This is a genomic window from Streptomyces sp. NPDC002467 (genome assembly GCF_042889825.1).
GTDB lineage: Bacteria > Actinomycetota > Actinomycetes > Streptomycetales > Streptomycetaceae > Streptomyces.
On record NZ_JBIARJ010000020.1, the window covers coordinates 180700 to 194659 of the forward strand.

5 protein-coding genes, 1 tRNA gene and 1 rRNA gene are annotated in these 13960 nt (G+C 70.6%); 1 reads left to right on the forward strand and 6 read right to left on the reverse strand.

Annotation, left to right across the window (positions count from 1 at the left end):
- Positions 1-122: 122 nt before the first annotated feature.
- From ACFYYJ_RS33390 to ACFYYJ_RS33405, 4 genes are all read right to left on the reverse strand, one after another.
- On the reverse strand, positions 123-1028 hold the full coding sequence (locus ACFYYJ_RS33390) for a RodZ domain-containing protein (RefSeq protein ID WP_385130135.1): 906 nt from the start codon (positions 1026-1028) through the stop codon (positions 123-125).
- A gap of 168 nt (positions 1029-1196) precedes the next feature.
- Positions 1197-3992: a DNA translocase FtsK gene (locus tag ACFYYJ_RS33395; protein WP_385364993.1), complete on the reverse strand. Its 2796-nt coding sequence runs from the start codon at positions 3990-3992 to the stop codon at positions 1197-1199.
- Between the two features lie 228 nt (positions 3993-4220).
- Positions 4221-4895 (reverse strand): two-component system response regulator, encoded by a 675-nt coding sequence (locus ACFYYJ_RS33400; RefSeq protein ID WP_384748433.1) that lies wholly within the window; start codon positions 4893-4895, stop codon positions 4221-4223.
- Positions 4896-5130: 235 nt separating this feature from the next.
- Positions 5131-10641 carry a HAMP domain-containing protein gene (locus ACFYYJ_RS33405; protein WP_385130139.1) on the reverse strand — a complete coding sequence of 1837 codons (5511 nt, stop codon included), beginning with the start codon at positions 10639-10641 and terminating at the stop codon, positions 5131-5133.
- Positions 10642-10809: 168 nt separating this feature from the next.
- On the opposite strand from ACFYYJ_RS33405, the gene ACFYYJ_RS33410 reads away from it, so the two are divergent.
- A complete protein-coding gene (locus ACFYYJ_RS33410) occupies positions 10810-13395 on the forward strand; it encodes a SpoIIE family protein phosphatase (RefSeq protein WP_389137892.1) in 2586 nt (861 codons plus the stop codon).
- 391 nt (positions 13396-13786) lie between these two features.
- On the opposite strand, the gene ACFYYJ_RS33415 is transcribed toward ACFYYJ_RS33410, so the two are convergent.
- Positions 13787-13862: transfer RNA gene (locus ACFYYJ_RS33415), tRNA-Thr, on the reverse strand.
- A 5-nt stretch (positions 13863-13867) separates the two neighbouring features.
- Positions 13868-13960, reverse strand: a 5S ribosomal RNA gene (gene rrf, locus ACFYYJ_RS33420); the annotation flags it as partial.

Sequence of the window (13960 nt, forward strand, 5' to 3'; positions counted from 1 at the left end):
TCAAGACTACTTCGTCCCGGCACCGACCCCGGCCCCAAGTCCCCTTACATCAAGATCCCCGGGGTGCGGAAGGGCACCCCGGGGATCCGGATCAATGCGTTCCGCCCTAGGGCGGTCAGGGCTCAGCCCGCCTGGGGCTGATTCTGGAGCGGGTCCTGCTTGGTGTATGTGAGACGTTCCACCTGGCCCGACTGGAAGTCGTCCTTGATCTCCTTGCCGTTCACGAACAGCTTCACGGCCCCGGCGTCGCCGAGCACGAGGTCGACGGACTCCTTGTCCGTGAAGGTCTTCGACTCGCCCTGCGCGAGGGTGCCGTCGAAGAGCAGCCGGCCGCTGTGGTCCTTCGCGGAGATCCAGCTCTCGCCCTTCTCGGCCGTCAGGACGACCGTGACGATGTCCTTCGGCGCCGCCGCGATGGCGCTGTCCGAAGGCTCCGGCTTGGGTGCCTGCGGGGCCGCGGGAGTCTGCTGGGGCTGGGCGGCGGGCTTTCCGCCGCTCTGCTTGGGCGCGGGCTTCGGTGAGGCGGAACCTTCCGCCACGGGCCGCTTGCCCTTCTCGTCGCCGCCGCTGAAGGCGGTGAAGCCCACGAAGCCGATGACGGCGACGATGGCGGCGACCATGGCGGCGGTCCAGTTGGGCCGCTGCCGTTCGGGGCGGATCCGCTCGGCTTCGAACATCGGCGCGGCGGGGGTGGGTGCCGGCCGGCCGCCGTGGGCCGCGTCGTAGGCCTCGACCAGGGGTGCCGGATCGAGGTGTACGGCGCGGGCGAGCGTACGGATGTGACCGCGGGCGTAGACGTCGCCGCCGCACCGCGTGAAGTCGTCCTCTTCGATCGCGTGCACGATCGGGATGCGCACGCGGGTGGTGGAACTGACCTCGTCGACTGTCAGCCCGGCGGCGATCCGGGCCTTCTTGAGGGCCGTCCCGATGGACGGTCCTTCGACGGTACGTTCGACGATGCGGTCCTCGGACCGGTCGTCGGTCGAAGGCCGCTTCTCTTCGGGGGAGTTGGAGTTGCCGATGGACACGAGGGCGCCTTTCGAGCGTGTAGCCACCTGCTGGATGTCCAGTCTAGGGGGGTTACGAAAGGGTGGAGCAACCGGAGGGTGCACTTCCTACGCCATCCGAATGGCGGGGGGAGCTCCCCTCCCTTCAACTTGACGCGGGGCCAAGGGAAACGGTTGCCCGCCGTTTGCTTACGGTCCGGTCTCGCCGCGGATGACGGCGAGCACGGCGTCCAGCTCGTCGGCCTTGAGCAGCACGTCGCGCGCCTTCGAACCCTCGCTCGGGCCGACGATCCCGCGCGATTCCATCAGGTCCATGAGCCGACCGGCCTTGGCGAAACCCACGCGCAGCTTGCGCTGGAGCATCGAGGTGGAGCCGAACTGGGTCGAGACCACCAGCTCCGCCGCCTGGCACAGCAGGTCCAGGTCGTCGCCGATGTCCTCGTCGATCTCCTTCTTCTGCTTCTGCCCGACGGTGACGTCGTCCCGGAAGACGGGCGCCATCTGGTCCTTGCAGTGCTGCACGATCCCGGCGATCTCGTCCTCGGTGACGAAGGCGCCCTGGAGGCGTACGGGCTTGTTCGCGCCCATCGGCAGGAACAGCCCGTCGCCCTTGCCGATGAGCTTCTCCGCGCCCGGCTGGTCGAGGATGACCCGGCTGTCGGCCAGCGAGGAGGTCGCGAAGGCGAGTCGCGAGGGCACGTTCGCCTTGATCAGACCGGTCACCACGTCCACGGAGGGACGCTGGGTCGCGAGCACCAGGTGGATGCCGGCCGCGCGGGCCAACTGGGTGATGCGGACGATCGAGTCCTCGACGTCGCGCGGGGCCACCATCATCAGGTCGGCCAGCTCGTCGACGATCACCAGCAGGTACGGGTAGGGGCTGAGCTCGCGCTCGCTGCCCGGCGGCAGTTTGATCTTGCCGTCCCGGATCGCCCGGTTGAAGTCGTCGATGTGCCGGTACCCGAAGGCCGCCAGGTCGTCGTAGCGCAGGTCCATCTCGCGCACGACCCACTGGAGGGCCTCGGCGGCCCGCTTGGGGTTGGTGATGATCGGCGTGATCAGGTGCGGGATGCCCTCGTACGCCGTCAGCTCGACCCGCTTGGGGTCGACGAGGACCATCCGCACGTCCTCCGGCGTGGCCCGGACCATGATCGAGGTGATCAGGCAGTTGATGCAGGAGGACTTGCCGGAGCCGGTGGCGCCGGCCACCAGCACGTGCGGCATCTTCGCGAGGTTGGCCATGACGTAGCCGCCCTCGACGTCCTTGCCGAGCGCCACCAGCATCGGGTGGTCGTCCTCGGCCGCGTCCGCGAGCCGCAGCACGTCACCGAGGTTGACCATCTCCCGGTCGGTGTTCGGGATCTCGATGCCGACCGCCGACTTGCCCGGGATCGGGCTGATGATGCGGACGTCCGGCGAGGCCACCGCGTAGGCGATGTTCTTCGTCAGCGCGGTGATCCGCTCGACCTTGACCGCCGCGCCCAGCGTGACCTCGTACCGGGTGACGGTCGGGCCCCGGGTGAAGCCGGTGACGTCCGCGTCGACCTTGAACTCGGTGAACACGTTGCGCAGCGAGGCGACGACCGCGTCGTTCGCGGCGCTGCGGGTCTTGCCGGGCCCGCCCTTCTCCAGCAGGTCCAGCGAGGGCAGGGAGTACGTGATGTCGCCGCGCAGTTGGAGCTGCTCGGCGCGCGGGGGGAGCGGCTGGGTCTCCGGCGGGGCCTTGGTCAGATCGGGCACCGACAGCGTCCCGGAGGCCGCGGCCGTGGTGGCGTGCGGCGCCTCGGCGGGCGGCACGTCGGCCTGCGGCGCCCCGGCGGGAGCGGCCTGCGGTACGGGGCGTTCCTCGCGGGCGGGCGGCACGGGAGCGGTGACCTCCACGCCCTCCCGCTCGGGCGTGATCCCCTGGGTGAGGTCGGCGACGAGGGGCGAGGGCGGCAGTCCGCCGTAGACCACGCCGTCCAGCGCCGCGGCGGCCGCGGCGGCCACGTCCACGGCGTCCATCTCCCGCTCCATGGACGGCCGGGCCCTGCGCGGGCGCCTGCGCCGGGCAAGCGCCTCCTCCTCGGCGGCGTCCGCGGGATCGCCGGAGCCGGCGGCCGCGCCCGAACGGGCCCGCCACTGCTCGGCGTCGTGCCGGTCCCGCCGCGCCGGGGCCGCGCCCTCTTCGTCCCCGTACGCCTCGTCGTACTCGTTCGGGGCGATGATCCCGAGCCTGATCCCGAGCCGGCGCAGCCGCTGCGGGATCGCGTTGACCGGGGTCGCGGTGACGACGAGCAGCCCGAAGACGGTGAGCAGCACCAGCATGGGCACGGCCAGCGGCGCGCCCATGGTGAAGATCAGCGGCTTCGAGGCGCCCCAGCCGATGAGCCCGCCCGCGTTCTGCATGGCGGTGGTGCCCTCGTCACGGCCGGGAGCGCCGCAGGCGATGTGGACCAGGCCGAGCACGCCGATGACGAGGGCGGAGAGGCCGATGCCGATGCGGCCGTTGGCATCGGTCTGCTCGGGGTGGCGGATGAAACGCACCGCCATCACACCGAGCAGGATCGGCACGAGCAGGTCCAGCCGTCCGAAGGCGCCCGTGACCAGCATGGTGACCAGGTCCCCGACGGGCCCGCTCAGATTCGACCAGGTTCCGGCGGCGACGATCAGCGCGAGGGCGAGCAGCAGCAGCGCGACGCCGTCCTTGCGGTGGGCGGGGTCGAGGTTCTTGGCCCCCTGCCCGATCCCGCGGAAGACCGCCCCGACCGCGTGCGCGCAGCCGAGCCACACGGCACGCACCAGCCGCAGCACGCCCCCGGTCGGGGACGGTGCGGGCTTGGCCGCGACCTTCTTCACCGGGGCGCGCTTGCCCGCAGCGGCCTTCTTCGCGGGCGGTTTGCGCGCGGGAGCCGCCTTCTTCGCCGGCGCCGTCGTACGGCCGGTGCGGCTCTTCGCGGTGCCCGCGGTGCTCTGGGAACCCTTGCCGGACGTACTTGAGGCCATGGGCCCGAGATTACCGGTGCGCGCCCCGGTGGACACGCGTGCCCACCCCTTCACCCGTTCGTGTCGCGTGCCCCGTAGGCTCTTTGACACCCCGCCAAACCTGACGAAGCCTCAGCCCGCGCCCCGGGGCGGCTTCGCGAGGCTCCGGGCGCACGGCGGCGCCCCGGGTCCTGCGGCCCGCCGGCACCCGGGTCCGAACCCGGGCACGGCGGCGGGCAACGCCCCGGCTCAGCCCTGCGCGGGGAGCACCGCTCCCCCGGCGCCCGGCTCCAGCGCGTCCAGGGCCCTGCGCAGTCCGGTGAGCTTGCGCTCCAGGTGCGCGGCGGTCGCCACCACGCCCGCATCGGCCGAATCCTCGCCGAGCTGCTTGGTCAGCGCCTCGGCCTGCTCCTCGACCGCCGCGAGCCGCGCGGAGAGCTCGGCCAGCAGACCGGCCGTCTCCTTGCTGCCGTCGCCGTTGGAACCGCCGCCCTCCAACTGGAGCCGCAGCAGCGCCGCCTGCTCCCGCAGCTTGCAGTTCTTGGTGTACAGCTCCACGAACACCGAGACCTTTGCCCGCAGCACCCACGGGTCGAAGGGCTTGGAGATGTAGTCCACCGCACCGGCCGCGTAGCCGCGGAACGTGTGGTGCGGACCGTGGTTGATCGCGGTGAGGAAGATGATCGGGATGTCCCGGGTCCGTTCCCGCCGCTTGATGTGCGCGGCCGTTTCGAAACCGTCCATTCCCGGCATCTGGACATCCAGCAGGATGACCGCGAAATCGTCCGTCAGCAGCGCTTTGAGCGCTTCCTCCCCCGACGACGCCCGGACCAGTGTCTGATCGAGCGCGGAGAGGATGGCCTCCAACGCCAGCAGATTCTCCGGCCGGTCGTCGACCAGGAGGATCTTGGCCTTCTGCACCATGCCCTGTCCTCCTCGCCCCGGCATGGGGCCTCCCCGGCTCAAGGCTCCGGCCTGTCCGCCGGGCCCCGCCCCAGAGGACGGCATCCTTACGCCGTCCGTCCTTGTGCCGGTCATCGTAGCCCCAGTCCCGAGATCGCCACACCCTGTCACCAAGATGTCACTGTGCACGATGCGGAAACGTGGTGGGAGGGCAGAAGGTTCCCCCCTGCGCCTCCCGATCACGTCCGCACGTTGATCACTTTCCGCGCATATGCCCTTCCATGACCGACAGTAGGTAGTCGGGCTCGACCGGCTTGGTGACGTAGTCGGACGCACCGGACTCGATGGCCTTCTCCCGGTCGCCCTTCATCGCCTTGGCGGTGAGCGCGATGATGGGCAGCCCCTCGAACTGCGGCATCTGCCGGATCGCGGCCGTCGTCGCGTACCCGTCCATCTCCGGCATCATGATGTCCATCAGCACCACCGCCACGTCGTCGTGCGATTCCAGGACCTCGATGCCCTCCCGCCCGTTCTCGGCGTAGAGCACCGCCAGCCCGTGCTGCTCCAGCACGCTCGTGAGCGCGAAGACGTTGCGTACGTCGTCGTCCACGATCAGCACCCGCTCGCCCCGGAAGTCGTACGCCCGCGGCGGGACCGGGAGCGCCTCCTCCAGGCCCCACGCGTCGACGTCCGGCCTGCCCGGCGCCTCCGCCCTCGGCAGCGGCTCGGGCAGGCTCTTGCGCCGCCTCCGGAACAGCGCCGAGGAGCCCTGCCCCGCCGGCTCCGCCGCGGGCAGCCCCGGCCGGGCATGCTGCGCGTGCACCGTCGGTACGGGCACGGAGGCGGCCGGCGCCTGCGGCAGCGCGGGCCGCGCCCCCTCGGACGGCCTGCGGTACAGCTCACCCCGCGCGCCGCCGGGCGTGGGCGGCGCGTACCCCTGCGGGGGCAGCTCGCTCGGGTGCAGCGGCAGGTACAGCGTGAAGGTGGACCCGCGGCCGGGCTCACTGGCCGCGTGGATCTCACCGCCGAGCAGCCGGGCGATCTCCCGGCTGATCGACAGGCCGAGACCCGTGCCTCCGTACTTGCGGCTGGTCGTCCCGTCGGCCTGCTTGAACGCCTCGAAGATCACCAGCATCTTGCTCGCCGCGATCCCGATCCCGGTGTCGGTCACCGAGAAGGCGATCAGGTCGGCGTCCGCCTCCCGCAGCGAACCGGCCTCCAGCAACTGCTCGCGGATCGCCGTCGGCACATCGGTCCCGGCGGGCCGGATCACCAGCTCCACCGCCCCGGTGTCGGTGAACTTCACCGCGTTCGACAGCAGGTTGCGCAGCACCTGCAGCAGCCGCTGCTCGTCCGTGTGCAGGGTCGCCGGGAGCTCCGGCGAGACCCGCACCGAGAAGTCCAGGCCCTTCTCCGCCGTCAGCGGCCGGAAGGTGGCCTCCACGTAGTCGACCAGCTGCACGAGGGCGATCCGGGTCGGCGAGACGTCCATCTTCCCCGCCTCGACCTTCGACAGGTCGAGGATGTCGTTGATCAGCTGGAGCAGGTCGGAGCCCGCGCCGTGGATGGTCTCGGCGAACTCCACCTGCTTCGGCGAGAGGTTCTCGTCCGCGTTGTCGGCGAGCAGCTTCGCCAGGATCAGCAGCGAGTTGAGCGGGGTGCGCAGCTCGTGCGACATGTTCGCCAGGAACTCGGACTTGTAGCGCATCGAGACCGCGAGCTGCTCGGCGCGCTCCTCCAGGACCTGCCGGGCCTCCTCGATCTCGGTGTTCTTCACCTCGATGTCCCGGTTCTGCCGGGCCAGCAGCTCCGCCTTCTCCTCCAGCTCCGCGTTGGCGGCCTGGAGGGCCTTCTGCCGGTTCTCCAGCTCGTCGGACCGCTCGCGCAGCTGCTCGGTCATCTCCTGCGACTGCTTGAGCAGCATCTCCGTCTTGGAGTTGACGCTGATGGTGTTGACGCTCGTGCCGATCATCTCGGCGATCTGGCTGAGGAAGTCCTTCTGGATCTGCGTGAACGGGGTGAAGGACGCGAGCTCGATGACGCCGAGCAGCTTCCCCTCGAAGAGCACCGGCAGCACGATCACGTGCGCGGGCGGCGCCTCGCCGAGCCCCGAGGAGATCTTCAGGTAGCCGGGCGGGGTGTTCTCGACGAGGATCGTCCGCTTCTCCTCGGCGACCGTGCCGATCAGCCCCTCGCCCGGCCGGAAGGAGGTGGGCACCTGGCCCCCGGCGTACGCGTAGCTGCCGCGCATCCGCAGCTCGTACGAGCCGTCCGCGCCGCCCTCCGTCCCGATCTCCGTGGAGCCGCCGGCCGGCAGGGCCAGGAAGAAGGCGCCGTGCTGCGCGGAGACGACCGGGGTCAGCTCGCTCATGATCAGCGAGGCCACGTCGTCGAGCTCCCGCCGGCCCTGCATCAGGGCGGAGATCCGGGCGAGGTTGCCCTTGAGCCAGTCCTGCTCCTTGTTGGCCAGGGTGGTGTCGCGCAGGTTGACGATCATCGTGTTGATGTTGTCCTGGAGGACCTGGATCTCGCCCGCCGCGTCCACGTCGACCTTCAGGCTCAGGTCGCCGCGGGTCACCGCGGTGGCCACGGCCGCGATGGCGCGCACCTGCCGGGTCAGGTTCCCGGCCATCTCGTTCACGGACTCCGTCAGGTCCCGCCAGGTGCCGTCGACGTCCCGGACGCGCGCCTGGCCGCCCAGGATGCCCTCCGTGCCCACCTCGCGGGCGACACGGGTCACCTGGTCGGCGAAGGAGGACAGCTGGTCGACCATCGTGTTGATGGTGGTCTTGAGCTCCAGGATCTCGCCGCGGGCGTCGATGTCGATCTTCTTGGTCATGTCGCCCTTGGCGATGGCGGTCGTGACCATGGCGATCTGCCGCACCTGACCGGTGAGGTTGGAGGCCATGAAGTTCACCGAGTCGGTGAGGTCCTTCCAGGTCCCCGAGACGCCCGGCACGTGCGCCTGACCGCCCAGCCGGCCCTCCGTACCCACCTCGCGGGCCACGCGCGTGACCTCGTCCGCGAAGGAGGAGAGGGTCTTCACCATCGTGTTGACCGTGTCCGCGAGCTGGGCGACCTCGCCGCGCGCCTCGACCGTGACCTTCTTCGTCAGGTCGCCGTTGGCGACCGCCGCCGAGACCTGGGAGATGTTGCGCACCTGGGAGGTCAGGTTGTTGGCCATCAGGTTGACGTTGTCGGTCAGGTCCTTCCAGATGCCGGTCACGCCGCGCACCCGTGCCTGACCGCCCAGGATGCCCTCGGAACCCACCTCGCGGGCCACCCGGGTCACCTGCTCCGCGAAGGAGGACAGCTGGTCGACCATCGTGTTGACGGTGGTCACCAGCTCCAGGATCTCGCCCTTGGCGTCGACCGTGATCTTCTTCGACAGATCGCCCATGGCGACGGCGGTCGTCACCTCGGCGATGTTGCGCACCTGCGAGGTCAGGTTGTTCGCCATGAAGTTGACGGACTGGGTGAGGTCCTTCCAGGTGCCGGAGACACCCTTGACCTCGGCCTGACCGCCCAGGATGCCCTCGGTGCCCACCTCGCGGGCCACCCTCGTCACCTGCTCCGCGAAGTTCGAGAGCTGGTCGACCATGGTGTTGAGGGTGTTCTTCAGCTCCAGGATCTCGCCGCGCGCGTCCACGTCGATCTTCTGCGACAGGTCACCGCGCGCGACCGCCGTCGCGACCTGCGCGATGTTGCGCACCTGCGAGGTCAGGTTCCCGGCCATGCCGTTCACCGAGTCCGTCAGGTCGCGCCACACACCGGCCACGCCCGGCACCTGCGCCTGACCGCCGAGCCGGCCTTCCGTACCCACGTCCCGGGCCACCCGGGTCACCTGCTCGGCGAAGGCCGAGAGTTGATCGACCATCGTGTTGATGGTGTTCTTCAGCTCCAGGATCTCGCCGCGCGCGTCCACGTCGATCTTCTGCGACAGGTCACCGCGCGCTACGGCCGTGGTGACCTGGGCGATCTGGCGCACCTGGGAAGTCAGGTTCCCGGCCATGAAGTTGACGGAGTCGGTGAGCTCCTTCCACGTGCCGGACACCCCCTCGACCCTGGCCTGGCCGCCCAGTCGGCCCTCCGTACCCACGTCCCGCGCCATCCGCGTGACCTGGTCGGCGAAGGAGGACAGCTGGTCCACCATCGTGTTGACGGTGTTCTTCAGCTGGAGCATCTCGCCGGAGACGTCCACGGTGACCTTCTGCGACAGGTCGCCGTTGGCGACCGCCGTCGTCACCTGGGCGATGTTGCGGACCTGCCCGGTGAGGTTGCGGAAGGCGGTGTTCACCGAATCGGTGAGGTCCTTCCACGTACCCGCCGCACCCGGCACCTGCGCCTGGCCGCCCAGTTCACCCTCGACGCCGACCTCACGGGCCACTCGCGTCACTTCGGCACCGAAGGACTGGAGCTGGTCCACCATCGTGTTGACGGTGTTCTTCAACTCCAGCATCTCGCCGGCCACGTTGACCGTGACCTTCTGCGACAGGTCGCCGTTGGCGACCGCCGTCGTCACCTGCGCGATGTCCCGCACCTGCGTGGTGAGGTTGCGGAAGACCGTGTTCACCGAATCGGTGAGGTCCTTCCACGTACCCGCCGCACCCGGCACCTGCGCCTGGCCGCCGAGCAGACCCTTGGCCCCGACCTCGCTCGCCACGCGCGTGACCTCGTCCGCGAACGTCCGCAGCGTCTCGGTCATCTGATTGATCGTTTCGGCCAGCTGCGCGACCTCGCCCCGCGCGCTCACCCGTACCTTCTGCGACAGGTCGCCGTTCGCGACCGCCGTCGTCACCTGCGCGATGCCGCGCACCTGGGCCGTCAGGTTGCCGGCCATGGTGTTGACGGAGTCGGTCAGGTCCTTCCACACGCCCGCGACCCCGGGCACCTTCGCCTGGCCGCCCAGCTCGCCCTCCGTGCCCACCTCGCGGGCGACGCGGGTCACCTCGGAGGAGAAGGAGGACAGCTGGTCCACCATCGTGTTGACGGTGTTCTTCAGCTGCAACATCTCGCCGGCCACGTGCACCGTGACCTTGCGCGACAGATCGCCCTTGGCGACCGCCGTCGTGACGAGGGCGATGTCACGCACCTGAGCGGTGAGCCGGTACGCCATCGTGTTGACGGAGTCGGTCAGATCCTTCCAGGAACCGGACATTCCGCGTACCTGGGCCTGACCACCGAGCTTGCCCTCGGTACCGACCTCCAGCGCCACGCGCGTCACCTCGTCGGTGAACGCGGACAACTGGTCGACCAGGTTGTTGACCGTGCGCCCGACCTTCAGGAACTCCCCGCGCAGCGGATGCCCCACCCCCTCCGGGGTCTGGGTCCTCAGGTCCATCCGCTGGTCGAGGTCACCCTCCGCGACCGCCGACAGCACCCGGCCCACCTCGGACACCGGCCGCGCCAGGTCGTCCACCAGCTGGTTCGAGGCGTCGATCGCGGCCGCCCAGGAGCCCTCGCAGGCACCCGTTTCCAGCCGTTCGCTCAGCTTGCCCTCGCGGCCCACCATCCGTCGGACCCGGGAGAGCTCCCCCGTCAGGTGCAGATTGCGGTCGGCGACCTCGTTGTAGACGGCGGCGATCTCCGCCATCACGCCTTCGCCGGACACCGTCAGGCGCTTGCGGAAGTTCCCGTCCCGCATCGACACCAGTGCCGTGAGCAGCCGGTTCAGGGCAGCCGTATCGACCTCGGTCGTGTCGCCGCGCCGCGGGCGCCCGCCCTTGGGCCGCGTCCCTGTACGCCGCACCGCTGCGCCAGACTCCACCGTGTCCCTCCCGAAAGGGTCGACCGCCGTTCCACCGGACACCTGACTCCTCACGAGCCGGTTCCGCAAGCCTGCCCAGTGTTTCACCCTGGCCGAACCCGGCCATAACACTTCGGCACCATCGCATACCCGCCGTACCCTCCGGGTGGATTCCCGGACGGAGGCACCATGCCGACCGCGAAGGTAAGTAACCTGGCACTCGATGTCCAACCGCGTCGAAGGAGACCAGTGATCACGGCACGGGCGGCTGCCAGTTTCGATCCCGTCGGGCGATCCGTCGCCGCCGCTCGCGCGTTCGTCCGCGATACGCTGCAGGGCTGGGGCTTCGCGGACATCGTCGACGACGCGGTGGTGCTCACCAGCGAGCTCGTCACGAACGCCGTGGTCCACGCCGGAACCCGCGCCGAGGTCCTGTGCCTGCGTTCCGGGGACGGAGTGCGCGTCGAGGTCGCCGACCGCTACCCGGAGCGCGAGCTCCCGCTCCAGCACCCCGGCCAGCGCCCGTACGCCGACCCCGACCGCGAGAACGGCCGCGGCCTGATGCTCTGCGCCGCCCTCGCCACCCGCTGGGGCGTCGAGTACACGGCCACCCACAAGCACGTGTGGTTCCGGCTCGACCTCCCGGACCGGCCGGTCGGTACCCGCTCCGCGGGCCCGGTCGTGCCCGACCGCCTGCTCCCGCTCGCCGACAGCCGGGTCCGCGTGGCCGTCCTCCAGATCGACTCCGCCGACCGCATCAGCGCCTGGAACGAGGACGCGGAGCACATCTTCGGCTACCCAGCGGAGAAGGCCCTGGGCCGTCCGCTCGCCGAGCTCGCCGCCTGGCCGCAGACCCCAGGCACGGGAACCGGCGTCGCCGAGGCCCTGCGGCTCTCGCGCTGGGAGGGCAGTTACGGCGTCCGCGGCGCGGACGGCCGCGTCATCCCCGTCTACGCCTCCCACCTGCGGGTCCGCGACGCCCACGGCGAGCCGTCCATCGTCTGCCTCCTCGTCCACGACGACGAGCGCGCCCTGCTGCAGACCCCCGTGCGCGCACCCGCCGGCGACAGCACCCAGCTCACCGAGCCCCGACCCGTGGACCCCTTCGAGGTCTTCATCGGCTCTCCCGCCCCCGACGACCTCGACGCCCTGCTCCAGCGCACCGTCGAACGGGCCCGCGACCTCCTCGACGCCGATTCCGCCTTCCTCCTCCTCGCGACGGACGACGAAACGGAACTCGAGGTCCGCGCCACCACCGGCCTGCCCTCCACGCGCCAGCGGTTCGCCCGCGTCCCCGTCGAGGCCGGCACCAACCGGTACGGCTCCGCCCGCATGCCCGCCGTCCACGACGACCTCGCGGTCGTCCCCGGCGCCGTGCCGCTCTTGGAGTCCACCGGCATGCGCTCGGCGGTCACCGTCCCCCTCAAGGTCGAGGGCAGGCTCACCGGCTCCCTCGGCGTGGCCGCCGAGATCCCGGGCCGCTACACCAACGAGGAGGCCCTGCGCCTCCAGTTCGCCGCCGACCGCATCGCCCTGGCCGTCGAATCCGCCCGCCTCGGCGAGCTGGAACGCCTGCGGCGCGGTTCCCTGTCCTTCCTCGTCGAGGCCTCCGACCTGCTGGCCGGCACCCTCGACCGGGACCAGACCCTGGCCCTGATGGCCCAGATGACCGTCCCGACCCTCGCCACCTGGTGCGCCGTCTACACGATCGCCGACCAGTCCTCCGACCCGTACCTCTCGTACGTGCTCCACGAGGACGAGGAACGCATCGACGCCCTCAAGGCCCTGCTCTCCCGGGTGAGCCCGCCCGAACCGGTCCGCGAGGCCGGCGCCCGCCCCTGGCCGGAGACCTCCCTCGCCGTCGGCGGCGAGACCGTGGTCCTGCCGCTCCTCGCCCGCAACCGCGTCATCGGACTCCTCACCCTCGGCAAGCCCTCCGAGGAACACTTCCGCCAGGAGATCCTCGAACTCGCCGAGGACCTCTCCCGCCGGGCCGCCCTGGCCCTCGACAACGCCCGCCTCTACTCCGAGCGCACCGCGATCAGCCGCTCGCTCCAGCGCAGCCTGCTGCCGCCCGGCTCCCCCGCGATCCCCGGCATGGAGGTCGAGGTCATCTACCGCGCGGCCGGCGAGGGCAACGAGGTGGGCGGCGACTTCTACGACGTCTTCCCGATCCGCGACGGCGCGTACGGCTTCGCCATCGGCGACGTCTGCGGCACGGGCCCCGAGGCCGCCGCGGTCACCGGCCTCGCCCGGCACGCCCTGCGCCTCCTGGCCCGCGAAGGCCTGGGCGGCCCCGCCGTCCTCCAGCGCCTGAACGCGGCCATCCTCGACGAGGGCGCCCGCAGCCGCTTCCTCACCCTCCTGTACGGCGAGCTGCACCCCCAGCCGGACGGCGGGGCCCTGATGAAGGTCGTCTGCGCGGGCCACCCGCTCCCGCTGCGCCTGCGTCCGAACGGCGAGGTCCTCGCGGCCGCGGAGCCCCAGCCCCTGCTGGGCGTCATCGACGACCTCGACCTCTACGAGCAGACGCTGACCCTCGATCCGGGCGACGTGCTGCTGTGCGTCACGGACGGGGTGACGGAACGCCGCGAGGGCACCCGCATGCTCGGCGACGACGGCCTGACCGAGGTCCTCACCACCTGCACGGGCCTCACCGCGGGCGCGGTGGCCTCCCGCGTCCTGCGCGCCGTGGAACGCTTCGCGGCGGAACCCGCCTCGGACGACATGGCCATCCTGGCCTTCCGGGTCCCCCACCAGCGCACGAGCGACTGATCACCGCCGCGGCAATCGCGGCGACACGATCATGAATGACGGTGCGGCCATCTCCGAAGCCCAAGGAGGCGCGGAGGCCGCCCCGGCACCCGACTCGACGCCCTCGGCCACGGGACCGGGCTCGAAGGGCACCGACGACGACACACAACCTCCGCCGGCAACGCCGGCCCGGGCCGTCACGACCCGGAGGACGAAGCGTCGGATCCATGCGATGTTCGTGTTCACGCTCATGAGAGGGTCCTTCCTCGGTTCGCGGAGCAAGGGCTCCCGTGAACCCATTGCGCCCCGAGGCGCGACCCTGGTCATGGCCCGGAAAGTCGGGACTTGACAGACACCACACGGACCCACAAACGCAGAAAGGCCCCCGCCAAATGGCGGGGGCCTTTCTCTTTGGAGCCCTTTAACGGAATCGAACCGTTGACCTTCTCCTTACCATGGAGACGCTCTACCGACTGAGCTAAAAGGGCGGGTTGTTCGGCGGCGTCCTACTCTCCCACAGGGTCCCCCCTGCAGTACCATCGGCGCTGAAAGGCTTAGCTTCCGGGTTCGGAATGTAACCGGGCGT

Coding starts and splice junctions, on each gene's coding strand:
- ACFYYJ_RS33395 (WP_385364993.1), bottom strand. CDS start 3,992: ATGGCCTCAAGTACGTCCGGCAAGGGTTCCCAGAGCACCGCGGGCACC.
- ACFYYJ_RS33400 (WP_384748433.1), bottom strand. CDS start 4,895: ATGGTGCAGAAGGCCAAGATCCTCCTGGTCGACGACCGGCCGGAGAAT.
- ACFYYJ_RS33410 (WP_389137892.1), top strand. CDS start 10,810: ATGCCGACCGCGAAGGTAAGTAACCTGGCACTCGATGTCCAACCGCGT.